The organism is Clostridium sp. X (assembly GCF_055755365.1).
On sequence record NZ_CM146912.1, the window covers coordinates 1,283,183 to 1,307,818 of the forward strand.

A 24,636-nucleotide genomic window follows, 5' to 3' on the forward strand; every position below is an offset into this window, starting at 1 on the left:
GCAATTTTATCATGGGGGGATGCCTATGAATAACAGGGATAAGATAATGAATGTAATTTCTTATCTAATTAGTGTAAAAAATTTGGGTTTAAAAAGTATTACTGATATTTGTGAATATGAAAAGGTATTTTGGCAAAAAGAGTTATTAGAAGATGGATGTGATATAAGAACTAAGAAAGATAATGAGCAATGGATAGAAATAAATAAAAGTAGCGGTAGTGTATATGATGAATTTTTTAAGTTATATCTGAAGCTACAAAAAAGTGATGAGCAGTTAGAAATTGTATTTGGGTATGGATTCTTACTTTGGGGAAAAAGCAATAAAAAAATTGCCCATCCATTGTTTACTGTAAAAACTGAATTGATTTTTGATAGAAAAGATACAAAAATAATTCTAAAACCTATTAAGAATAAGATTAATCTTGAAGTAGAGATTTTAAAGGGATTAGATATAAAAAACATAGAGCATATTATGAAAATTAAAACTGAAATGGAGAAGTGTAATGTAGACTTATGTAATGTAAAGCACTTGGAAAAGTTTTTAAAAGATATAATAGAGTGTTTAGATTCCTCAAATATGGAGTATAAAAAGATAGAAGAAGACTGGGTAGGAATAAGTAACTTGCCTATCGATAACAAGCCTATTTTTTATAGTGAACCATTGGTGTTGATACGAAAAGTAAATAATAGACCATGGAAAAAAGAGCTTATCAAAATGTTGGACAAGGTTGGAAAAGGTGAGGAGATACCTCCAAGTATAGAGGCTCTAGTAGATGAAGGTTTCTCTGTGAATAGTAATACTTACACTGATGAATGGAGTAAGATAGCTGATAATTTGTTATTTCCACTTCCATATAATAAGGAGCAAGGAGAAATAGTTAAAAGGTTATCAGAAAACTTTGGGGTGGTAGTACAGGGTCCTCCAGGAACAGGAAAGAGTCACACTATAGTAAATCTAATTTGTCATCTTGTAGCTCACGGAAAGAGAGTATTAGTTACAAGTCAAAGAGAAAATCCATTAAGACTTATCTTAAATAATGTTCCAGAGAATATTAGACCTTTATGTATGAGTTTAGTAGGTAATGAGCTAAAATCATTAAATCAATTAGAGTATTCTATAAAAAAAATTACTGAGAGTTTACATTATGATATTTATGATTTGAAAAAAGAGTGGGAGGATCTTGAAAAGGACTTAAAAGATTGTAAAAGTAGACAAAAAAGTCTATATATAAAGTTAAAAGAAGAAGAAGAGGTAGAAAATGGAAACATAAATTATGGAGGTAAAGCTCATAAACTTTTAACTATAGCAAAATGGTTAAAGGAAACTGAGGTGCAGTATGATTGGATAGAAGACAGTATAGATACTAGTAAAAGGCCTCCTATAACTGATGCTAAGTTTTCAAGATTGCTTTATCTAATAAGTAATACTAATAAAGAAGAAATGATGGCATTTAATCAAATAGGAGGATTTCTTTATAGTATACCTAATTACAATGAACTTTTAGAAAATATTAGAATAATCATCTATATACAAAGTAATTATAACTATTATAAAAGCAATGTTAAAGATTGGTCTATATCCTATAACTCAGAGTATGATTATGATCATATAACAAGACTTTTAGAAAATACAAAGAATTTTCTAAAAGAAATAGAGGGTACATGGCTTAAAAATGTATTGAATTGTGTTAAAAAAGGAGAATTTACTAAGGCTGTTTTCCAGCAGACAATATTAAAATGTAATTATTATATAAAGAAAATTTTAAGTATAAAGAAAGAACTGAGTGGACATGCTGTTGAAATACCAAAAGATATGGATATGTTTCAGCTCGCTGAAAAAATGGATATAATATATAATCAATTCAAAGAGAAAGGTAAGATAAATAAGTTTTTTAAGATATTTCATAGTGATTGTCAAGAAATTTTAGAAAAATGCTCTATAGACTTAAAACCTATAGAAACAAAGGAACAATGCAAGTTAGTTAAGCTGTATATTGATCAATATTCTACAGAAATTAGCTTGAAAAATATATGGAATAGTACAATGAGAGAGTATGAGTGTGAAGAGATAGAAAAATTAGACCTAAACACCTTAGCTTCCTTAGAGGATGAAATAAATAAAATTGATATAATTGCTAACTGGAATAGTAAAGTTAAGGCTAATATAATAATAGCTATGAAAAAAATTGCTTTCTTAAATGAACTGGATTGGTATTCTAAAGAAACTTATGATTATTTAAAGAAAGGTCTTTTAAGCATTAAATATATAAGTCAATATGAAAATTTAAAGGCTGACTTATCTAATTTAGAGAGAATCATATCTAATGTTAAAGGATTTGAGGAAATAGTTATAGCTATAAAAGATCTTGATATACAGCTACTTTCTAGTTCTTATAAGAAAATAACGAAACTTAAAGAGAATGCAGATAACATAAGAGAGGTGCAGTATCTTCTACAAATAATTTATGAGGATTGCCCAATATTGGTTGATAAACTTATAAATGATGAGGATAGATTAAATATGCTAACGAACTATAAAAAGTTTAGCATAGCCTGGTTATGGAAGCAATTAGATACTATTCTAAAGAAGGCTCATAGATTTAGAATAGAGGATATAGAGAAGGAGATAAACAAAGAAAAAGAAAATGAAAATAAAATTGTAAGAGAATGTTTATCGAAAAAATCTTGGTACAATCAGATAATTAAAGTAGAAGAAAATCAAAAAAGAAGCTTATATTCTTGGATGGAGGCTATAAAGAGGGTTGGCAAGGGAAAAGGCAAGAATAGTATTAACTATATGAAGCTAGCTCAGAAGGAGATGGAGAATTTTAAGGATATAGCTCCAGTGTGGATTATGCCTATAAATAAAGTAATAGAAAGCTTTAGTCTATCACAGAATATGTTTGATGTTGTTATAATTGATGAGAGCAGTCAGTGTGATATTTTTGCTATATCAGCTTTATTTAGAGCTAAAAAAGCAGTAATAGTTGGTGATGATAATCAAATAAGTCCAGAAGCTATAGGAGTTGATAGTAATAAAATTCAAGGACTTATAGATATGTATTTAAAAGATATACCTAATAGTGAATGGTTTGACATGCAGACCAGTCTTTATAGTACAGCACTTAGAATTATGCCCAATAGAATCATGCTAAAAGAGCACTTTAGGTGTGTACCTGAAATAATAGAGTTTAGTAATAAACTTTGTTATTCGGGAGAAGTTATACCACTAAGAAGATCAAATATCTATGAGAACCTAGGAGCCCCTATAAAGGTAGTTAAAGTGGAGGGCAATAGGGATTTATCAAAGTCTATTAATGTAAAAGAAGCAGAAGCATTAGTAAATAAGATAGAAGAATGTTGTCTTGATGAAAGGTATAATAATATGACTATGGGAGTCATATCTCTTTTAGGAGATGCTCAGTGTGAATTAATAGAGAATCTACTTAAGGAGAAAATAGGGGAGAAGGAAATTATTAATAGAAAACTCCTATGCGGAAATGCCTATTCATTTCAGGGAGATGAAAGGGATGTAATGTTTCTTTCAATGGTTATATCAAACAATGTTAAGTTCACTGCTCTTACCAAGGAATCAGATATTAGGAGATTTAATGTAGCAAGCAGCAGAGCTAGAAATCAAATGTGGGTTTTTCATTCTGTAGATTTTAAAAGCTTGAATGAAAAATGTGTGAGAGCAAAGTTTTTAAATTACTGCATGAACTTTGGAAAAAATAATAGTAATAAAAGCATTAATTTAAAAAGTATATTTGAATCTCAACTTCAAAAGGATGTATATAGAGCAATAAAAGAAAAAGGTTATGATGTTAAACCTCAAGTTACTATGGGTAAATACAAAATGGATTTTGTAATAGATGGGCTCAGTAATAAAATTGCTATTCAATGTGATGGCGATAAAATGGATTCTGAGAATTGGGAAGAGAAATATCAAAAAAAAGCCTGTCTTGAGAGAGTAGGTTGGGAGTTTTTGACGGTAAATGGAAGTGAGTTTTATAGAAGGCCAGAAGAAACTATAAAAGGCTTATTAGAGAAAATCGAAAAGATAAAGAATAAGAAAGGCATTGCGTAAATTATTTGCATAAATGGGGGCTTAAAGATGATTTGTTATACAATTGGACATTCTACGAGAAAACTAGAAGAATTTATTAATATTATAAAAGGCTACGATATTGACTGTGTAATGGATGTTAGAAGTTATCCATATGCGTCTAATGATTACCATAAGCTCTATGATAGAGAAGAGCTAGAGAGAAATATAAAGCAAGCAGGTATTAATTATATTTACATGGGAAAAGAGTTAGGAGAAAATAGGAGCGAAGCCGAAGAGTTAGATGAGAAGGGAAAAGTTGATTTTGATAAGGTTATCGAGTGCCTAAATTTTAAAAAGGGAATAAATAGAATTGTAGAAGGAATTAGAAGAGGGCATAAGATTGTTCTTATGTGCTCAGAGAAAAACCCTTTTAACTGTCATAGAAGTATTTTACTTGGATACAGTCTAATGAAGAATGGAGTAACCATGGAACATATAATTGATGAGGGAAAGACAAAATCACAAAATAGAATAGGAGAAGAACTATTTATAACCTATGAACCAGTTTTAAAAGAAGGTTTTTTAGAGTTAACAATTCAAGATGTATTAGATAAGGATAACTATGATAGTATAAATCCAAAAGAGATAAAAATGAAAGTCATTGAGGAAGGCTACAGAAAAAAATTAGAATGTCTTTGCAAAAAATGCTGATATGTATTAAAACAAAGCTAATAAGCTGAACTAAAAGTCCTAGATTAATCTAGGGCTTTTTTCAATTTGTACGATTTAAGTGAATAAAATATGTGTGATTGTTCAATAATAAACAAATGTAGAATTAGGATTTAGAAAATTAAGGAGGAATTACATGAAAGTTGGAATTCCAAAGGGACTTTTATATTATAAGTATTATCCCTTTATACAAACTTTTTTAGAGGAACTTGGAGCTGAAATAATAGTTTCTCAAGACACAAATAAAAAAATATTAAATGAAGGAGTTAAATATGCTGTAGATGAAGCATGTCTTCCTATAAAGGTTTTTCATGGACATGTGGCAAGTATAAAAGATGAATGTGATGTAATTGTTATACCTAGAATTATGACCATTAGAGAGAGAGAATTTATATGTCCAAAGTTTTGTGGGCTTCCGGAGATGATAAAAAACTCTATACCAGATATGCCTAAGATCACTGAAGTGCCTTTATATATGAACTCAGATAAAAGCATATATGATTGGTGTAAAAAGCTTGGAGAGATGATAACAAGAAGAGGTTATGGGATAGAGAGGGCATACTCAAAAGCATTAGCTGTACAGAGAGAATTTAAAAGCGGTATAAGAGATGAAGGCTATGCCATGAATATAGCATTACTAGGCCATCCTTATAATATATATGATGAATTTATAAACATGAATTTAGTAGAGAAGTTACATCAATATGGAGTAGGAGTTATTACCGAAGAAGTTGTGTCAGAAGAAAAAATAGATGATGAAGTAGATAAACTATTTAAAAGACCATTTTGGAGTTTTGCTAGAAATTCTTACGGAGCAGCAGCAAACTTAGTGTCAGAGGGATTGATAGATGGAATTATATATGTATCCTCTTTTGCATGTGGTATAGATTCAGTTGTTATGGAACTTATTAAAGAGAGGATTGGAGAATTTCCTTTATTAATACTTAAAATAGATGAACAAACAGGTGAAGCTGGATTCAATACAAGAATAGAAGCATTTATTGATATGATAGAGAGGAGGAAAGAAATTGAAGGTAACCTTTCCGCACATGGGTAATGTATATATTGCAGCTAAGATATTTTTTGATAGTCTAGGTATAGATTATGTAGTACCACCAATTAATAATAAAACAGCACTAGAAATAGGAGTAGCACATTCACCAGAGGAGATGTGTCTTCCTTTTAAAATAATGATAGGGAATTATATTCAAAGTATAGAGCAAGGAGCAGATACTATACTTCTTGTTGGTAGCTGTGGACCTTGTAGATTTGGAGAGTACTGTGAGATACAAATGCAGATATTAAAAAAATTAGGACACAATTTAGAATTTATAGTAATGGATTATGCAAAGGATATTGGGAAAAAAGAATTAATGAAAAGAGCTAACTACCTAGTCTCAGAAAGTCCAAAAAGTTCTGCAGAAAAGGTGATTGGAGCACTTAGAGCTCTTAAGGCTATAAATCTAATAGATAAGATAGAAGAAAAAGTACACTACATTGCAGGATATGAAGTTAAAAGAGGAGAGTGTAAAAAGCTTTTTAACAAATGCAAAAGAGATGTATTTGCTACTGATGATCCAGCAGAAGCAATTAAAATTCTGGAAATGTATAAGAAAATGATAGATAAGATTAAGATAGATAAAAATAAAAATCCAATAAAGATAGCGGTTATTGGAGAAATATATACTGTAATAGACCCTTTTTCAAATCTTAATATAGAAGATAAGTTAATGGATTATGGTGTATCTAGTAAAAGAAAGCTAACTCCTAGCTGGTGGGTTAAGGATGCAGCTATGAAAGTACTTAATTTAAATTCTTTAGATCTTAGACGGGCGTCAAAGGAATATCTGCCCTATTATATAGGGGGTCATGCAAGAGAATGTATTGGAGAAGCAATGCTTGCTCAAAAGAGTAATCTTGATGGAGCAATTCAGATATTCCCTATGGGATGTATGCCAGAAATTATAACCAAATCAATATTGCCTTCAATAGCTAAAGATAAGGATTTTCCTATTATGAGTCTTGTTGTGGATGAAATGACAGGAGAAGGTGGCTATGTTACAAGAATAGAGGCATTCTTAGATTTACTTGAAAGGAGACAACAAAATGTATTATATGGGAGTTGATGTAGGTTCTGTTAGTACGGATATTGTACTTTTAAATAAGAACCTAGAGGTAGTAGAAAAGCTATACTTAAGAACAAAAGGTAGGCCTATACAAGCGGTTCAACAAGGGCTGAAGATATTACAAGGAAAATATAAAAGTGATGAGATAGAAGCAGTAGGGGCAACAGGAAGTGGTAGACATATTGCAGCGGCCTTACTTGGCGGAGATGCAATAAAAAATGAAATTACAGCGCATGCTATTGCAGCACTGCATGTAGATAAAGATGTTAAAACTATAATTGAAATAGGTGGGCAAGACTCTAAGATAATTACTTTAAATGGTGGAGTGGTTACTGATTTTGCTATGAATACTGTATGCGCTGCTGGAACAGGCTCTTTTTTAGATAGGCAAGCAGAAAGATTAGAAATACCTATAGAAAAATTTGGAGATTATGCTCTTATATCTAATGTACCGGTTAGAATTGCAGGTAGATGTGCAGTCTTCGCTGAATCTGACATGATACATAAGCAGCAACTAGGTTATAATGAAGCAGATATAATAAGAGGCTTATGTGAGGCTTTAGTTAGAAATTATCTTAACAATGTAGGTAAGGGTAAAAATATACAAAAGAAAGTATTCTTCCAAGGCGGAGTTGCTGCAAATAAAGGAATTAAAAAGGCTTTTGAAGAGGCATTAGGATTTGAAATCTTTGTACCAGAGCATCACGGTGTTATGGGAGCAATAGGTTCTGCTATTATTGGCTCAGAAGCAGTAAGAAAGATAGGAAAGACTAACTTTAGAGGTTTTGAAGTTGCAGATGCTAAGTTTATTTCTAATAGCTTTGAGTGCAAGAGTTGTCCTAATAGATGTGAAGTTGTAAATATAAAGGATGGAGCAGAAGTAGTAGGATGTTTTGGAGATAGGTGTGGAAAATGGAGTGAGAAAATGGTTGTATAATATAATCCTCTAGAAATTTAGACAGTTTATGTTATAATCATAGTTATGTTTATGATTATAAAGTAGTAGTGGAGGGTTGCACCATGGGTGAACGAGTAGAGATGCCCAGATATGTGAAAATAGCAGTAGATGTGGCAAGCAGAATATATAAGGGTCATTTTCGAGAAGGCGAAAAGCTTAGAGGAAGGTCTGTTTTAGCTGGTGAATATAATGTTTCTCCAGAAACAATAAGAAAATCTATGAAGCTTCTTGAAGATAAAGGAGTAGTAGATGTAAATATAGGTAGTGGAATTATAATAAGAGCTTCAGAAAAAGCCTATCAATTTGTGGAGAGTTTCAAGGAGAAGGAGAATATTGGGTCTCTAAGAGGCGTTATGAAGAAGCTACTTGAGGAAAGAAATAATGTAGAAAAACAAATACAAGAGTTGAATGAAAAGATAATAGATTATTCTTATAGATTTAAAAATACAGATTTAGTAGAACCACTTGAAGTAGAAATTCCTGAGAATTCACATATATTCGGAAAAACTATAGGTGAAAGTGAATTCTGGCATAACACTGGTGGGACTATAGTAGGAGTTAAAAGAGAAGAAAAAATACTCATATCTCCAGGACCTTACCTAGAGTTTACAAAAGGAGACAAAATACTAGTAGTAGGGGATGAAGGAGTAATTTATAGGATAAAAAGATATTTAGAAGAAGTGTAAGGTTATAGAGAAGTATCAGCTTGAAATTTAAGCTGGTACTTTTTTTGTGTAATGAATTTCCTTAAAATTGACAAGTAACAACTTGTATGATAAAGTAGAATTGTTATAAAGTACAACTTTACCTAAACATAAAATTGTCGGTATGTGTATAATATAATAATTTTAAGGACGGTAATAGTTGAGGAGGTTTAGTATGGCGAAATTAGAAGTAAGAAATATATATAAAATATTTGGGAAGAATGCGAAGAAAGTTATTTCTCTTTTAGAAAAAGGGCTAAGCAAAGAGGAGATACATGAGAAAACAGGAAACTCTGTAGGTGTTAATAATGCAAGCTTTGAAGTGAATGAGGGAGAATTTTTTGTAGTAATGGGACTATCAGGTAGTGGTAAATCTACCCTTATAAGATGTCTAAATCGTCTTATAGATGCAACTAGTGGTGAGATTTTTATAGATGGAGAAGATATTTTAAAAGCTAATGAAGAAAAGTTAAGAGAAATTAGAAGAAAAAAAATAGCTATGGTGTTTCAGAACTTTGCATTACTTCCTCATAGAAATATTATAAATAACGTTGAATATGGCTTAGAATTGCAAGGAGTAGATCATAGTGAGAGAAGAGAAAAAGCTAAAAACGCTTTAGAATTAGTAGGATTAAAAGGTTATGAAGAAAGTATGCCAGATGAGTTAAGTGGTGGAATGAAGCAAAGAGTAGGACTTGCTAGAGCACTAGCTACAGATCCAGAAGTTTTACTTATGGATGAAGCCTTTAGTGCATTAGATCCTTTAATACGTAAAGAAATGCAAGAAGAACTTTTACAGATGCAGTCAAAAATGCATAAGACTATTATATTCATAACTCATGACCTAGATGAAGCTTTAAGGCTAGGTGACAGAATAGCAATAATGAAAAACGGAGTAATAGAACAAATAGGAACCTCCGAAGATATATTAACAAATCCAGCTAGTGACTACGTAAGAAAATTTGTACAAGATGTAGATAGAACAAAAGTAATTTCTGCGTCAGCTATTATGGAAAAATCTAAAGCTATCAATTTTGAAAAAGATGGTCCAAAAGTAGCAGTAAGAATTATGAAGGACGAAGGGATAGCAAGTATCTATGTTACTGATAAGGAAAGAAAGTTAAAAGGAATAATAAATATAGAAGAGGCTATAGAACTTTCAAAACGAGGGATTCCAAGTATAGAAGAAGCGCTTATAAAGGAATTTCCTATAACTTCACCAGATGTATCAATTGCAGAACTATTATCTGTAGCTACAAATACAAGATACCCAATTGCAGTTGTAGATAATGATAATACTTTACTTGGAATTATAAAAAGATCTACTATAATTGCAGGGATAGCTGGAGGTGAGATAGAACATGACTAAGTTTCATATAGGTCAATATATAGAAGTTATTATAGATTGGTTAACAGATAATCTAGAACCCTTCTTTGATGTGGTAAAATTTGTGAATGAAAAACTTATTAATGGTATAGAAGAAGTATTTTTATTTATCCCTACTATTCTATTAATTTTAATATTTTCAGCAATTGCATGGAAACTATCTGGAAGAAAAGTAGCTATGTTTACTCTTATAGGGTTAATGTTTATAGATGCGATAGAGCTATGGCCACAAACAATGGCCACACTTTCTTTAGTTATAGTTTCAGCATTTATTTCATTGTTGATAGGAGTGCCCCTTGGAATTTTAGGCGCAAGACATGATAAATTAGATAAGATCTTAAGACCTATACTTGATTTTATGCAGACAATGCCAGCCTTTGTATACTTAATACCAGCTGTTTTATTTTTCGGAATGGGAAAAGTGCCAGGAGCCATATCTACAGTGATTTTCTCAATGCCTCCTGCAGTAAGGCTTACTAATCTAGGAATTAGACAGGTGCCAGAAGATGTAATAGAGGCTGCAAAATCCTTTGGTTCAACAAAGAATCAAATGCTATATAAAGTACAACTTCCTATTGCATTACCGACAATACTAGCTGGAGTTAATCAAACTATTATGCTTTCTCTTTCTATGGTTGTTATATCAGCCATGATAGGTGCGGGTGGACTTGGTAGAGAGGTATTATCTGGTATTGGTCAGATGGACGTAGGTAAGGGTTTTGAAAGTGGACTTGCTGTTGTGATTTTAGCAATGGTATTAGATAGAATGACCCAATCTTTGGGTAAAAATAAATAAAATTTATAAGGAGGATGAACAATGAATAAGAGATTGAAGAAAGTTATTTCCTTAGTTTTTGCAGGGATGTTAACTATGGGAGCATTAGTAGGTTGTGGAAATAGTGGAGAAAAAGGCGCAGCAAAGAGTGAGGTAAAAGGAAAAGTTAATTTAGGATATGTTAATTGGGCAGAAGGAATTGCAATGACTAATTTAGCAAATTTAATTTTAGAAGAAAAGATGGGTTACGAAGTAGAGATGAAGCAAGGAGAGGCAGGTATGGTATTCACCTCTCTAGCGGGTGGAGATATGGATGTATTTATGGATGGATGGCTACCAACTACTCATAAAGACTATATGGATAAATATAAAGATAAATTAGATGACTTAGGATATAACTTTGAAAATGCTAAAATAGGTTTAATAGTTCCATCATATATGGATATAAAGAGTATAGAAGAGTTAAATAAAGTTAAGAGTGAATTAAAAGGAAATATAACAGGAATTGAGCCAGGCGCAGGAATAATGAAAGCTACTCAAAATGCAATAAAAGAGTATAATTTAGATTTAGAATTGCTTGAAGGTAGTGAAGCTACAATGTTAGCGGTACTAAAAAAAGCAATAGATAAGAAAGAGGCTGTTGTTATAACAGGATGGAGTCCTCACTGGAAGTTTGCACGTTGGGATTTGAAATTCTTAGAAGATCCAAAGGGCACTTTTGGAGCTGCAGAAAATATTCATACAATAGCAAGAAAAGGTTTTGAAAAAGATATGCCTGAAGTTGCTGAATTCTTTAAAAACTTTAAAATGGATGAAACACAATTAGCAGGGCTAATGGGAGATATACAAAACAGTGATAAAGAGCCTTTAGAAGTTGCAAAAGAATGGATGGACAAAAATGAAGAGTTAGTGAATAGCTGGATTCCTAAAAAATAATGCTTAAATAATTACACCCCTAGGGTAAAATACCCAAGGGGTGTTGTATTTATATTAACAGCAGAACCAATCAAATAATGAAGAACAATTATTTTGAGGACAACAGCGAGGTTGTTGTACTGGATAGCATTGACAACAATATTCTTCACATTTATGATGTTTGTGGTGTTTATGATGTTTGTGATGATGATCATCACAACAACAAGGATCACAGCAAGGTTTGCAAGAAGGTTTACAACAAGGTTGGCAACAATTAGAGCCATAACCTTGACCATATCCGCGATTATAACCGCCGCGACCTAATCCTCCTAAAAATAATAGTGGGAATAAAAAAGAGCCTATCATACTAGTCACCTCCATCTTTAGGATCATGTAGCTTGTCTAGGGTGGAGATTTTGTGGACTTAATATAGTATATTACGATAAGTGGAAAAGTGTTAAAGAAATTTAAGATTTTTATTTGTTTATATTGACATGGTCGAAAATAGTGATATAATTTAACACAATAAGTAAATTTGCAATAGATTTATTGGAAAATTTCAGTTTTCAGAATTAAAGATAGTTATATAATCTTATACTTATAATATTTTGGAGGTAGGACTCATGAATAATTCTATTAGAAAGGGAATAGCAAGAGAATATGGTTTTTACTTTAGCAACTGGGGCTATTATTATTTTAGCGCTGGCTATTTTTCTTGCAAAAAAATTAAAGAGTTACTTTCTAATGAGTTATATGGTGTAGCTACTAAGAGAAGTCTTAACTAGATTTCTAAGATATGCTGAATTATACATTCTTTAAAGATATTTAGGGAAGACTCATTGCGGGTCTTCTTTTTTTATATAAATTTTTAAATAGGGGGTTATTTAAATGATTATTATTATGAAACCAAGTGCATCAAAAGAAAGCATAGAGAGCATCAAGGATGAAATTACATCTAGAGGTCTTTCTATACATGAATCTCAGGGAGAACACTACTGTATACTCGGATTGGTAGGGGATACTAGTAAGATAGATCCACAACAAATAGAGGCAAATGATGACGTTGAAAAGGTACTTAAGGTGCAAGAGCCGTACAAAAAGGCTAATAGACTATTTCATCCATGTAATACTACAATTTCTGTTGGTGGTCAGCTTATTGGGGGCGATAAGATTGCTGTAATGGCAGGACCTTGTTCTGTAGAAAGTGAAGAACAGATAATTAAACTTGCTGAGGATGTAAGAGGGGCAGGAGCAAACTTTTTAAGAGGGGGAGCTTTTAAGCCTAGAACTTCTCCATATAGCTTCCAAGGTATGGGATATGATGGACTTGAGCTTTTAAAGATAGCCAAGGAAAAGACAGGGCTACCTATCGTTACTGAAATAATGGCTGCAAAACATTTAGAAAAGTTTATTGAAGATGTTGATGTTATACAGGTTGGAGCTAGAAATATGCAAAACTTTGATCTTTTAAAGGAATTAGGCAAAACAAATAAACCTATACTACTTAAAAGAGGATTATCTGCAACAATTGAAGAATTCTTAATGTCAGCAGAATATATAATGTCAGAGGGCAATGAAAATGTAATTTTATGTGAAAGAGGAATAAGAACCTTTGAAACATACACAAGAAATACACTAGATTTAAGTGCTGTGCCAGTTTTAAAGAAGCTAAGTCATTTACCAGTAGTAATAGATCCAAGTCATGCAGGGGGATTATGGTGGCTTGTAGAACCATTAGCTAAGGCAGCAATTGCAGTAGGTGCAGATGGTCTTATGATAGAAGTTCATAATAATCCAGCAAAGGCTATGAGTGATGGGGCACAATCTTTAAAACCAAATAAGTTTGATACTCTAATGCAGAGTTTAAAAGTAATTGCAGAGGCAGTAGGTAGAGAAATATAAGGGGTGTAAAAATGAAGGGGCTAGATTTAAATATAACTATTGTTGGACTGGGGCTTATAGGAGGTTCTTATGCTTTAGCTTTAAAGGAGTTAAAGCCTAAAAAGATTTATGCTATAGATAAGGATGAAGAAGCTCTAAGATTTGGGGAAGAGCTAGGAATTATAGATAAGGGCTTTACTGATGGGGAGATTCCATTAAAAGATTCAGATTTAGTAATTATTTGTGTATATCCAAAACTAGTTAAAGACTTTGTAAGAGACAATATAAATAATTTTAAGTCAGAGGCAGTAATAACAGATGTAACTGGAATAAAGACTGAATTTGCAAAAGAAGTTAATGCTATTTTAAGAGATGATATAGATTTTGTATTTGGTCATCCTATGGCTGGAAGAGAATTTAGTGGAGTTAAATATGCCTCAAAAGAAATATTTAAGGGGTCAAACTATATAATAACCCCAACTGAGAGAAATAAGGAATACAATATTAATTTAATAGAGAATATTGCAAAAAGTATTGGATTCAAAAATGTTGAGAAAGTAAGCCCGGAGCAGCATGATAGAATTATAGGTTTTACAAGTCAACTTCCACATGTTATAGCAATATCTTTAGTTAATAGTGATAATTCAGGGTTAGATATGGGAAAGTTTACTGGAGATAGCTATAGAGATCTTACAAGGATTGCAAGAATAAATACTAAGCTATGGTCGGAGCTTTTTATGGGAAATAGAGAAAATTTAATTAATGAGATTGAAGAATTTGAAAAAAACATTGGGGAAGTAAAAAAGGCAATAATAGATACAGACATTGAAAAGTTATGCCAGGTTCTAGACAGCGCAAGTAAAAAGAGAGAGGAGATGTCTTAATTGAAGGAGCTTAGGGTTAATCTTACAGAAAAAAGCTATCCTCTTTATATATCTAGAGGGCTTATAGAGAATATAGGAGAAGAAATAAAAAAGATTTATGGAAATAAGAAAATAGCTATCATAACAGATAAAAATGTAGATTCTTTTTATGGTGATAAGGTACAAAAAAAATTAGAAAGTAATGATTTTGTAGTTAAAAAGCTTGTGCTAAAGCCAGGTGAAAAAAGTAAGTCTATAGAAGTTTTACTCCAAGTATATGATGAACTTTTAGATTTTGGAATTACAAGAGGAGATTTAATTATTGCACTTGGAGGAGGAGTTATAGGGGATTTAACAGGTTTTGCTGCCTCTACTCTCTTAAGAGGGATTCCCTTTGTTCAAATTCCAACCTCGCTACTAGCTCAAATTGATAGCAGTATAGGCGGCAAAGTTGCAGTGGACTTGCCAAGAGGAAAAAATTTAGTTGGAAGCTTTTATCATCCTGAAGCAGTGTTTATAGATCCAGATATGCTAGTAACTCTAGATAAGAGATTTTTATATGATGGTATGGCGGAGGTTATAAAATATGGTTGTATAAAGGATGCAGAATTATTTAATAAGCTATTAAGCTATAAAAATGAAGAAGAGCTTCTGTTTAATATGGAAGATACAATTTATAAATGTTGTAGTATAAAGAAAGAAATAGTAGAAAGAGATGAAAAAGATAATGGAGATAGAATGCTTCTGAATTTTGGGCACACTATAGGGCATGCTATAGAAAAGTATTTTAATTATGAAAAATATACTCATGGAGAAGCTGTTGCACTAGGAATGTATGCAATAACTAAAAGAAGTGAAGAGATGGGTATAACTCTTGAAGGTTCAGCAGAACTAATTAAAAAGATTTTAAATAAGTACAATTTAAAGTATGAAATTAAGCTAGAAGATAGTGAAGAGATACTAAATTCAATAGCTTTAGATAAGAAAAGTAAGGGAGAATTTTTAAATATAATTCTTATTAAGGAAATTGGGGAGAGCTTTATACACAAAATTAGAAAAGAAGAAGTGAAGAGTTTCATATAAATAAATCTTACAAAGGAGATGAAAATATGGAGAATGTAAAGATTACACCTTCAAATCTAAAGGGTGAAATAAATATACCTCCATCTAAGAGTTTAGCACATAGAGCGGTTATATGTGCTGGTCTTTCAGAGGGGCTAAGTGAGGTAGAAAATATAATATTTTCTGAGGATATTAAAGCTACTATAAAAGGTATGGAAAGCTTAGGGGTTATAGTTGAAGATATAAGTGAAGATACAGAAAATCTTGAAAGAAGAAAGCTACGTGTTAAGGGATGTAGCGAGTTAAAGCTAGTTAAAGATACTATAGATTGCATAGAATCAGGTTCAACTATTAGATTTTTAATTCCACTATCCTTATTAACTGGGGGAGAAGTTACATTTAAGGGTAGAGGAAAGCTTGTATCAAGACCATTAAATATATATTATGATATATTTGAAAAACAAGGAATAAGCTACAAAACTAATAATGGAGAACTTCCGTTAACTGTAAAAGGATTATTAAAACCAGATACTTTTTATGTTAAGGGTAATGTAAGTTCGCAGTTCATAACAGGGCTTATGGTTACACTACCATTTTTAAAGGGAGATTCAAAAATTGTTATGACTACAGAACTTGAGTCTAAGGGATATGTAGATTTAACCCTAGACTGCTTAGATAAGTTCGGGATCAAAGTAGAAAATAAAGATTATAAGGAATTTGTTATAGAAGGAAATCAAAAATATTCAAATAGAGATTATAGAGTAGAGGGAGATTTTTCTCAAGCGGCCTTTTGGATAGTAGCAGGGATAATCGGAGCTAATATAAAATGCAAAGATTTAAATATTAATTCTCTTCAAGGCGATAAGGCTATACTAGATATAGTTACGGCAATGGGGGCAAATTTAGAAATAAGTGAAGATTACATAGAAGTTAAAGCATCTAAAACTAAGGGTGTTGTTATTGATGCTTCTGAATGTCCAGATTTAGTTCCTATATTATCAGTACTTGGAGCTTTAAGTGAGGGAACTACAAAGATAATAAATGCCGAAAGAGTTAGAATAAAGGAATGCGATAGACTAAATGCAATGGCTACTGAACTTAGAAAAGTAGGAGCAGATATTGAAGAGACTCATGATGGTTTAATAATTACAGGAAAACCTATGCTAAAAGGTGGAATAGTAGATAGCTGGAATGATCATAGAATAGCTATGGCTATGGCTGTAGCTTCAATTAGATGTGAAGAGCCTGTAATTATAACAGATAGTAAGGCAGTAAAAAAATCATATCCTCAATTTTGGAAGGATTTTCAGATGTTAGGGGGTGTAATTGATGAGTGGAGTTTGGGGAACTAAGATAAAATACTCTATTTTTGGGGAATCTCATGGCAAAGCTATTGGAATTACAATAGATGGACTTCCATCAGGTGTAGAGCTGGATTTAGAAGAAATAAATAGAGAAATGCTAAGACGGGCACCAGGTAAGAATAAACTATCTACCCCACGTCAAGAAAAAGATCAATATGAAATTGTAAGTGGATATTTTAATGGTAAAACTACAGGAACACCATTATGTGCAATTATAAGAAATAGTGATCAACATTCAAAAGATTATGAGAAAACTAAAGATCTTATGAGACCAGGTCATGCTGATTATACAGGGTTTATAAGATACGGAGGGTTTAATGACTATAGAGGTGGAGGACACTTCTCAGGTAGAATAACTGCACCTATTGTTTTTGCTGGGGCTGTAGCAAAGCAAGTTTTAAGTAAAAAAGAAATAATCATTGGAAGTCATATAAAGAGCATTAGAACTGTAGAGGAAGACTTCTTTAGTGGAGTAAATATAAATAGAAGTATTCTAGAAGAATTATCTCATAAAGAGTTCCCAACTTTGGATGATAAAAAGGGTCTAACTATGCAGGAAGAAATACTAAAGGCTAGAGAAGAACTAGACTCTGTAGGGGGAGTGGTAGAATGTGCAATCTTAAATTTACCCCCAGGGATAGGATCACCTTTTTTCGGTTCTGTAGAAAGCATTTTAAGTAGTCTTTTATTTTCAATTCCAGCTGTAAAGGGTGTGGAATTTGGGGAAGGCTTTAATATAGCTAAAATGAAAGGCTCTGAAGCTAATGATGAGTTTTATTCAGTGGGAGATGAAATAAAAACTTATTCTAATAATAATGGAGGAATTCTAGGTGGAATAACAAGTGGTATGCCAGTTGTATTTAGAGTAGCCTTTAAGCCGACTCCTTCCATAGCAAAAGAGCAGAAAACTGTAGATATTTCAAAGAATGAAGATGCTATAATAAAGGTAGAAGGAAGACATGATCCATGTATTGTTCAAAGGGCAGTACCAGTTGTTGAAGCAGTGGCTGCCATGGGAATCTTAGAAATGCTTTAAAGAAAAAGGGGGCAGTTTGATGTACACTTTAGAAGATGTTAGGAATGAAATTGATTTAATAGATAGTCAGTTAACAGAGCTATTTGAAAGACGAATGGAAGCTTCATTAAAGGTGGCACAATACAAAAAAGAGAATAATATTCCTATTCTTAATAGAGCTAGAGAAGATGAAGTTATAAAGAAGAATGTGAATAGGCTAAAAAATAAAGCTTTCAAAAATTCTCAAGAAGAGTTTATGAAAAGCATTATGAGTATTAGTAGAAAACTTCAGGCAAGAGAGATTTTTGAATATAATACCTATGATCAAGGGGATAGACAGAGCCCGTTAGAGTATACAGTATGTAGTGAGGGGGCATGTGTTCCAAAGCGAGGGAAGATAGCTGTAGGCTTCCAAGGGGTCCCAGGATCTTTTAGTGAAGAGGCTCTTCTAGAGTATTTTGGTGAGGAAGTCACAAGAAAGTGTGTAAAAGAGTTTGAAGATGTTTTTATAGCATTAAAAAATAACGAGATTGATTACGGAATACTACCTATTGAGAATTCTTCTACAGGAGGAATATCGGATGTATATGATCTTCTAAGAAAGTATGGTTTTTTTATAGTAGGAGAGAGAGTTATAAAAGTTAACCATAACCTTTTAGGAATGAAGGGAGCAAATATTGAAGATATAAGAGAAGTGTACTCTCATGCACAGGGAATTCAACAAAGTAGTGAGTTTTTAAAGGCTTATCCTCAGTGGAAGTGTATTCCTTATAGAAATACAGCAGCTAGTGCTGAACTTGTAAAAAATGAAAATAATAAGGCTAAAGCAGCAATTGCTAGCAAAAAAGCAGCTCAATTATATGATCTTCAAATACTAGAGGCAAATATAAATTATAATGAAAATAATTATACTAAGTTTATAATTATAGGTAAAAATCTAGAGTTACAAGAAGATTACAATAAAATAACTACTATTTTATCGCTTCCTCATAAAGCAGGAGCTCTATATAATATTCTAAGTATCTTTGCAGAGACTAATTTAAGTATGGTTAAAATTGAATCAAGACCTATTATAAATAAATCATTTGAATACTTTTTTTATATAGATTTTGAAGGGAATTTAGAAGATAAGGTAGTAAAGGAAGCTATTAGAGCCATTCGTGATAATAGTTGTGATTTTAAACTTCTTGGAAATTATAAGGCTCATAACATTAATAATGTAATTTGATGAGAAGCGAGGTTTTATAAAATGAAAGGCTTATATGGACTTTTAGGAGAAAAACTTAGCCATAGTTTTTCACCACAGATTCATTCTTTAATATTTCAAGCTTTAGAAATAGAAGGACACTATCAATTATTTGAGGTTAATAAAGAGAATCTTAGAGACGCAATAGCAGGATTTAAAGCATTAAAGGTAAAGGGAATTAATGTGACTATACCTTATAAAGTAGACGTTATGAAATACTTAGATGATATTTCACAAGAGGGAAAAAATATAGGGGCTATTAATACAATAGGTTTTAAGGATGGCAAGACTATAGGTTACAATACAGATTATTATGGGTTTGGCATGATGATGAGGAAGTTTAATATTGATATAGAGAAGAAAAATGTAACTATACTAGGCACTGGAGGTTCAGCAAAAGCAGTTCTGCAATACCTTATAGATAATGGTGCTAGAGATATTAGCTTTGTCACTAGAAATGTAGAAGAAGGTAGGAATAAGTTTAAGGATTTTAACATAGTAGCTTATGAGGAAATAGGATCTCTAATAGATCAAGACATAGTAATTAACTGTACACCTAGTGGAATGTATCCTAAGTTAGACAATTCTCCTTTAGGAAAAGATGAAATTTCAAGGTTTAAAGTAGCCGTAGATTTAATTTATAATCCAAGGGAAACTTTATTTCTAAAACATGCAATAGAACAGGGGCTGCAAGGAGTTAATGGACTTTATATGCTTGTAGGTCAGGCAGTAAAGGCGGAAGAATTATGGAATTGTTTAGAAATTAAAGCGGATATTGTGGATAAAATCTATGAAGAAATTTCTAAATTATTTTAAGGGTGGAGTAATTTTATGATAGAAGTAAAGAAAAATATAGTACTTATAGGTATGCCAGGTTGTGGAAAAACAACTATTGGTAAAGAACTCTCAAATATGCTTAATTTAGAGTTTTGTGATATAGATGAATACATAGTCACAACACAAGGTAAACAAATATCCGAAATATTTGAAAATGGAGAAGAGCACTTTAGGCAAATTGAAACCAAGGCTGTTGAGGAAGTTTCAAAGACTTTCCCTAAAATAATATCTACAGGCGGAGGAGCAGTTAAAAGAGTTAAGAATATAGAGATTTTAAGGGAAAATGGAATAATAATATTCATAAATAGACCTATAGAGAATATTGCCTCAGATGTAGATATAAAAAGTCGACCACTGCTAAAAGAAGGTTCAGAAAAGCTTTATAAGCTTTATGAAGAAAGATATCCGTTATATGAAGCTTATTGTGATCATAAAGTTGAAAACATTAATATGGAAGAATGTATAAAAAAAATCATGGAGGTGATTTTTTGAAAATATTAATTATAAATGGCCCTAATATTAATATGCTTGGTATAAGAGAAAAAAGTATATACGGAAGTACTAATTACGAAGATATGTGCCGAGAGTTAAGTGAAAAGGGCAAAGAGCTTTCTCAAGAAGTAGATATAGTTCAGAGTAATATAGAGGGAGAAATCATAAACTATATTCAAAGAGCTTATGGTAAATATGATGGTATTGTAATTAATCCAGGAGCATACACTCATTATAGTATTGCTATATATGATGCTCTAATGGCTGTACAAATTCCAACTGTTGAAGTGCACATAAGTAACATTCATAAAAGAGAAGAATTTAGGCATAAATCTGTTACTGCTCCAGCATGTCTTGGACAAGTTGCTGGTTTTGGAGTATATGGATATGTTATGGCCATGATGGCTTTAATCCAAAACAATAACAAATAAAAATTAGGCATACCCATAAAAGGTATGCCTAATTTTTATTGCATTTCAGGAACGAAAGTTGCGCAATCAGTTTCTTGTGTGCTATTAGCATTTTGAGGTTGTATTTCTATTTTAGAAGCACTACAATGATCTCCTTGAACATAATAGTGACAAGTGTTTACAATACATTTTACGCCAGCAAGTGGTTGGTTTTTCTTTTCAACTCTTCCTTCCATAAAGAAGTCCTCCTTCAAGTATTAAAATTAACTACTAACATAGTTTAAACATTTTTGCTTTCTTTATACTGAGTTACAAAGGAAAGGTTTTTACTGTTTTTTTAAATTGCGGTTTAAAAGAGAATTTTTCAATGTATAATAAGTATTATCTTATATTGTATAAAAATACATGATAGTTAAGGAGATAAAAGATGGAAAAACAATTAAGAAAATTTCAATATAATGCCCCAGTAACTTTGACATTTTCATTTGCATCCCTTGGAGTATTATTGCTAGGCATGATTACAAACCAAAATAGCACTAGATTTTTATTTTCAAATTATAAAACTTCATTTTTAGATCCTCTGCAATATATTCGATTATTTACCCATATTCTAGGTCATGCTAATTGGCAGCATTATAGTGGTAATTTTTTAATTATCTTACTTTTAGGCCCTATGTTAGAAGAAAAGTACGGATCTAAAATTATATTTCAAATAATTTTAGCTACAGCATTTATAACTGGACTTCTAAATATAATACTATTTGATACGGCTTTACTTGGAGCCAGCGGTATTGTGTTTATGATGATTCTATTAAGTTCGTTTGCTAATGCAGAGCTTGGAAGAATACCTCTTACGCTTGTAATAGTAGTTATAATTTTTATTGGTAAAGAAGTAGTAAGTGGAATATTCCTTCAGGACAATATATCCCAAGTCACTCATATAATTGGAGGATTATGTGGAGGGATTTTTGGATATAAAAGGGGAACAAGAAAATAATGAATAAATAAAGGATATAAGTGCACAATATAATTAAACACTAATAAAAAAGGTTTAATTCTCTTAAAAGTAGGAGGCGACAACAATGGGATTATTACGTTGGATAGGTGGAATTGTAGTATTCTTTTGGGCTTTAGGATTAATATTTAGAATAGGTGGAACACTAATACATTGGTTACTAGTAGTTGCAGCTATAGTATTTATTTATGATGTTTTAACTGGAAGAAAAAAAGATAGAACTTGATAAAAAACTGTTGGCATTTTGCCAACAGTTTTTTATTTTTTTTATATACAAGCTTACTAAAAATAATATACTATAGAGTATATACATATAATAAAATTATTGATTTTATAAGGAGATAATAAATGGCTAGCAAAGAGATAAGAATAGCATTACTTAAAGAAGAGATAGAAGAGTTTAAAAAGAGTATGGAGTATCAGTATGGGGAAGGTTACATGGATTATCCAGAAGTTACAGCAAGAATAAAAGTTATGGAAGATATGATACAGATCATAAATGATCAAGAGTAATTTAAATAATATAATAAGAAAAAAACTAACGGTGAGGATTTGTAACTCACCGTTAGTTTAATTTTAATGATTTAGTAATTTTTGATTTGTACATTAAATCTTTATTTCTTAGAGCATAAGATAAATTTATCAAGTTTTTAGTATTATTTTCTCCTTCTATTACGTGAAAGAAATTTTGTTGAGGAGTTTGTGGAAAATATAATCTTAAAAGTCTATCTTCTAACTCAGAATGAGTCTCTCTCTTCCCATCTGGAAGTATATGAACTACAGAATACCCTTCACTTACTAATATAGGTGAGATTAAAATACTACGATGGCAATCAAGTGGATCCTTTTCAGCACACATAATAGCTATCTTATAGCCATTATCAACACCAGATTTTAGTCTATTTATACCTTTAATAAAGAATTCGGTTTCACTTAATTTATTAAAATCTAAATATCCGTCAGGGTGAAATAGCTTAGAATCTTCTTGAATAAGACCGAATTCTCTTGCCATGTAAACATAATAAATATGATTAAGATTTAAAAAGTTTTTAATTTCATTTTTATTAAAATTAGGAACATATTTAGAGAATGGTACACTTCTTATATCAACTACAGAATTAATATTAAATTTTCTAAGAAGGTGTAAAAAGTAGTCGCTAGTATGAGAAGAGTGACCTATTGTATAAATCTCCTTCATAATAGCAAATCTCCTATCTGAGCAAATTGCACAATTAGATTTTAAATACTCATAAAAATAAATTACTAAAAACACTAAAAAAGATAATAGCAAAGCTAAGCACTACCGTGCCTGTGGATAACCTATTAATTTTTGAAAATTATTTTACGCTACTTTCTTTAAGCCGTCAGGCTGATTAATTGCAATAGTAGCTGCTACTAATGTAATACAATTTAATAAAGCAAATATTTTAGCCTTACGGATTCCTTTGGAACGGATATTATCAGTGCTCAGATATTCCTTTAAGCGAGAGTTACATCTTTCAATAGAGCTTCTTTTATTGTAAACATCTTGCCATTTTTTTGAATCTCTTAAAGGATAGCTATAAAATCTGTTCTCTTTTTTATAATTTACTTTATAGCATAGACCATAATTAGAATTACTACACCATTTCATCCCGGAGGGACAGTTTACTTTATCAGTTGCATGAGGACATCTAAACTTTAAATAGTTTCCATCCTTTCCCCAATACGCTAATGGATATCCAAGAGAGCATATTGGATGAAAGTTCTCATTCATTCCTTCTGGTGGGGCATATGCTCCTCTAGTATTCAATGCTATTATAGGTTGAGCTTTAATAATATGAGTGATGTAATCATAGACTTTTTTATAGTCATAGCCTGAATCCATAATGTAATTCACTGGTTTAAATGTCGGACCATAGGTGTTTTTAAATTTAGCTATTATCGGTAAAGCTATATCTCCATCATTATAACTAGCAGGACTTAGTAATATGCTTAATGGCAATTCACTTTTGCAGTCAGCAAGTATGTGTAATTTAAATCCAAACCACTTTATTTTATTGCCATCTGTATCATTTTTAGCTCCCCAGTTAGGAGAAACTCCATCATTTTTAAGCTTAGATGATGGTTTAGATTTTTCATAAGCATTTAACTTAGTAGAATCTATAGCAACATTTTTACCATCAATAATGTTTAATTCTTTTGCTTTAAATATAAGAGCTTCAAAATCTCTTTCAAGCTCATTAGTGCTAGATATTTTATCTAAAAATCTACTAAATGTTGAGGCAGAAGGTACAGTATCCAAAATGTTAATACCGCAGGTATATCTGAAAACAGGATCTGTTTTAAGTCTATCGACTAGTTTTTTCACTGTTTTAATTTGCTCTAACTGCATTGCAATTAATGAATATAACAAAGTTAAAGGATTCCGCCCTTTCGGGCCGCGCATAGCGCTTTTAGGAGATAAAAAATTCAAGATATTAGTAAAATCTAATTGAGCAAGAATCAACTCTAATTTTGTTTTTGGTTGATATTTTATAATTTCCTCAAAGGATAATAGACATTGTTGTTGAATATACATAAGTGAGGTTCACTCCTTTTGTTGGTGATTTTGCTTGCACTTAATATATTCAACAATTTGGGGTGAATCTCCTTTTTGATTTATAAAAAAATTAGTTATATCAACTATTTAAAAATATGAAATTTGCTCATCTATATAAATTTACAGTAAGATATATTTAGAATTAGATTTTTTATAAATATTTATACTTATAATAATGTTACAAGGAATCATTATTATTTAATATTTTATGAATATATTAAAAAAATA

Annotated in this window: 26 protein-coding genes; 22 read left to right on the forward strand and 4 right to left on the reverse strand. The window is 31.4% G+C overall.

Annotated features, from left to right (window positions below; all coding sequences use genetic code 11):
- Positions 1 to 25 precede the first annotated feature (25 nt).
- From ACX0KU_RS06530 to ACX0KU_RS06570, 9 genes are all read left to right on the forward strand, one after another.
- Positions 26 to 4,087 (forward strand): AAA domain-containing protein, encoded by a 4,062-nt coding sequence (locus ACX0KU_RS06530; protein ID WP_472992062.1) that lies wholly within the window; start codon positions 26 to 28, stop codon positions 4,085 to 4,087.
- Positions 4,088 to 4,114: 27 nt separating this feature from the next.
- Complete coding sequence (locus tag ACX0KU_RS06535) at positions 4,115 to 4,759, forward strand: DUF488 domain-containing protein (RefSeq protein WP_472992063.1); 645 nt, start codon at positions 4,115 to 4,117, stop codon at positions 4,757 to 4,759.
- Positions 4,760 to 4,913: 154 nt separating this feature from the next.
- Complete coding sequence (locus ACX0KU_RS06540; protein ID WP_472992064.1) at positions 4,914 to 5,834, forward strand: acyl-CoA dehydratase activase-related protein; 921 nt, start codon at positions 4,914 to 4,916, stop codon at positions 5,832 to 5,834.
- Entirely contained in the window at positions 5,806 to 6,903 is a 1,098-nt protein-coding gene (locus ACX0KU_RS06545; protein ID WP_472992065.1) for an acyl-CoA dehydratase activase-related protein, read from the forward strand. The genes ACX0KU_RS06540 and ACX0KU_RS06545 overlap by 29 nt, the downstream gene beginning before the upstream one ends.
- Positions 6,884 to 7,840, forward strand: a complete 957-nt coding sequence (locus tag ACX0KU_RS06550; RefSeq protein ID WP_472992066.1) for an acyl-CoA dehydratase activase — start codon at positions 6,884 to 6,886, stop codon at positions 7,838 to 7,840. Before ACX0KU_RS06545 ends, ACX0KU_RS06550 begins: the two co-directional genes overlap by 20 nt.
- Before the next feature lie 83 nt (positions 7,841 to 7,923).
- Positions 7,924 to 8,547, forward strand: coding sequence for a GntR family transcriptional regulator (locus tag ACX0KU_RS06555; RefSeq protein ID WP_472992067.1), 624 nt, complete (start codon positions 7,924 to 7,926; stop codon positions 8,545 to 8,547).
- Positions 8,548 to 8,740: 193 nt separating this feature from the next.
- Entirely contained in the window at positions 8,741 to 9,934 is a 1,194-nt protein-coding gene (locus tag ACX0KU_RS06560) for a quaternary amine ABC transporter ATP-binding protein (protein ID WP_472992068.1), read from the forward strand.
- Positions 9,927 to 10,748: an ABC transporter permease gene (locus tag ACX0KU_RS06565; RefSeq protein ID WP_472992069.1), complete on the forward strand. Its 822-nt coding sequence runs from the start codon at positions 9,927 to 9,929 to the stop codon at positions 10,746 to 10,748. Before ACX0KU_RS06560 ends, ACX0KU_RS06565 begins: the two co-directional genes overlap by 8 nt.
- Before the next feature lie 21 nt (positions 10,749 to 10,769).
- Entirely contained in the window at positions 10,770 to 11,663 is an 894-nt protein-coding gene (locus ACX0KU_RS06570) for a glycine betaine ABC transporter substrate-binding protein (RefSeq protein WP_472992070.1), read from the forward strand.
- A gap of 11 nt (positions 11,664 to 11,674) precedes the next feature.
- Here ACX0KU_RS06570 and ACX0KU_RS06575 read toward each other — a convergent pair whose 3' ends face one another.
- Positions 11,675 to 11,926, reverse strand: coding sequence for a hypothetical protein (locus tag ACX0KU_RS06575; RefSeq protein WP_472992071.1), 252 nt, complete (start codon positions 11,924 to 11,926; stop codon positions 11,675 to 11,677).
- A gap of 339 nt (positions 11,927 to 12,265) precedes the next feature.
- Here ACX0KU_RS06575 and ACX0KU_RS06580 point away from each other — a divergent pair, with 339 nt between their 5' ends.
- The 10 genes from ACX0KU_RS06580 (at position 12,266) to aroQ (ending at position 20,833) form a co-directional block, all read left to right on the forward strand.
- Positions 12,266 to 12,427 (forward strand): hypothetical protein, encoded by a 162-nt coding sequence (locus ACX0KU_RS06580; RefSeq protein ID WP_472992072.1) that lies wholly within the window; start codon positions 12,266 to 12,268, stop codon positions 12,425 to 12,427.
- Between the two features lie 103 nt (positions 12,428 to 12,530).
- On the forward strand, positions 12,531 to 13,544 hold the full coding sequence (gene aroF, locus ACX0KU_RS06585) for a 3-deoxy-7-phosphoheptulonate synthase (RefSeq protein WP_472992073.1): 1,014 nt from the start codon (positions 12,531 to 12,533) through the stop codon (positions 13,542 to 13,544).
- Positions 13,545 to 13,555: 11 nt separating this feature from the next.
- On the forward strand, positions 13,556 to 14,407 hold the full coding sequence (locus tag ACX0KU_RS06590; protein WP_472992074.1) for a prephenate dehydrogenase: 852 nt from the start codon (positions 13,556 to 13,558) through the stop codon (positions 14,405 to 14,407).
- Complete coding sequence (gene aroB / locus ACX0KU_RS06595) at positions 14,408 to 15,469, forward strand: 3-dehydroquinate synthase (protein WP_472992075.1); 1,062 nt, start codon at positions 14,408 to 14,410, stop codon at positions 15,467 to 15,469.
- A gap of 26 nt (positions 15,470 to 15,495) precedes the next feature.
- On the forward strand, positions 15,496 to 16,800 hold the full coding sequence (gene aroA / locus ACX0KU_RS06600) for a 3-phosphoshikimate 1-carboxyvinyltransferase (RefSeq protein ID WP_472992076.1): 1,305 nt from the start codon (positions 15,496 to 15,498) through the stop codon (positions 16,798 to 16,800).
- Positions 16,778 to 17,848 carry a chorismate synthase gene (aroC, locus tag ACX0KU_RS06605; RefSeq protein ID WP_472992077.1) on the forward strand — a complete coding sequence of 357 codons (1,071 nt, stop codon included), beginning with the start codon at positions 16,778 to 16,780 and terminating at the stop codon, positions 17,846 to 17,848. Before aroA ends, aroC begins: the two co-directional genes overlap by 23 nt.
- A 19-nt stretch (positions 17,849 to 17,867) precedes the next feature.
- On the forward strand, positions 17,868 to 19,055 hold the full coding sequence (pheA, locus tag ACX0KU_RS06610) for a prephenate dehydratase (RefSeq protein ID WP_472992078.1): 1,188 nt from the start codon (positions 17,868 to 17,870) through the stop codon (positions 19,053 to 19,055).
- Between the two features lie 21 nt (positions 19,056 to 19,076).
- The gene (aroE, locus tag ACX0KU_RS06615; RefSeq protein ID WP_472992079.1) at positions 19,077 to 19,889 is read left to right on the forward strand and encodes a shikimate dehydrogenase; all 813 of its coding nucleotides are present in this window, start codon (positions 19,077 to 19,079) and stop codon (positions 19,887 to 19,889) included.
- Positions 19,890 to 19,904: 15 nt separating this feature from the next.
- A complete protein-coding gene (locus ACX0KU_RS06620) occupies positions 19,905 to 20,402 on the forward strand; it encodes a shikimate kinase (RefSeq protein ID WP_472992080.1) in 498 nt (165 codons plus the stop codon).
- Entirely contained in the window at positions 20,399 to 20,833 is a 435-nt protein-coding gene (gene aroQ / locus ACX0KU_RS06625; RefSeq protein ID WP_472992081.1) for a type II 3-dehydroquinate dehydratase, read from the forward strand. Before ACX0KU_RS06620 ends, aroQ begins: the two co-directional genes overlap by 4 nt.
- A gap of 35 nt (positions 20,834 to 20,868) precedes the next feature.
- On the opposite strand, the gene ACX0KU_RS06630 is transcribed toward aroQ, so the two are convergent.
- Entirely contained in the window at positions 20,869 to 21,048 is a 180-nt protein-coding gene (locus tag ACX0KU_RS06630; RefSeq protein ID WP_472992082.1) for a DUF1540 domain-containing protein, read from the reverse strand.
- A 191-nt stretch (positions 21,049 to 21,239) separates the two neighbouring features.
- Between ACX0KU_RS06630 and ACX0KU_RS06635 the strand changes: the two genes are divergently transcribed.
- The 3 genes from ACX0KU_RS06635 (at position 21,240) to ACX0KU_RS06645 (ending at position 22,340) form a co-directional block, all read left to right on the forward strand.
- Positions 21,240 to 21,809, forward strand: coding sequence for a rhomboid family intramembrane serine protease (locus tag ACX0KU_RS06635; protein WP_472992083.1), 570 nt, complete (start codon positions 21,240 to 21,242; stop codon positions 21,807 to 21,809).
- Positions 21,810 to 21,894: 85 nt separating this feature from the next.
- Positions 21,895 to 22,053, forward strand: a complete 159-nt coding sequence (locus ACX0KU_RS06640) for a lmo0937 family membrane protein (protein WP_472992084.1) — start codon at positions 21,895 to 21,897, stop codon at positions 22,051 to 22,053.
- A gap of 122 nt (positions 22,054 to 22,175) precedes the next feature.
- The gene (locus ACX0KU_RS06645; protein WP_472992085.1) at positions 22,176 to 22,340 is read left to right on the forward strand and encodes a hypothetical protein; all 165 of its coding nucleotides are present in this window, start codon (positions 22,176 to 22,178) and stop codon (positions 22,338 to 22,340) included.
- Positions 22,341 to 22,392: 52 nt separating this feature from the next.
- On the opposite strand, the gene ACX0KU_RS06650 is transcribed toward ACX0KU_RS06645, so the two are convergent.
- Together ACX0KU_RS06650 and ACX0KU_RS06655 are read right to left on the reverse strand one after the other, a co-directional pair.
- Positions 22,393 to 23,025: a DUF488 domain-containing protein gene (locus ACX0KU_RS06650; RefSeq protein WP_472992086.1), complete on the reverse strand. Its 633-nt coding sequence runs from the start codon at positions 23,023 to 23,025 to the stop codon at positions 22,393 to 22,395.
- 144 nt (positions 23,026 to 23,169) lie between these two features.
- Positions 23,170 to 24,387, reverse strand: a complete 1,218-nt coding sequence (locus ACX0KU_RS06655; protein WP_472989904.1) for a transposase — start codon at positions 24,385 to 24,387, stop codon at positions 23,170 to 23,172.
- Positions 24,388 to 24,636 lie beyond the last annotated feature (249 nt).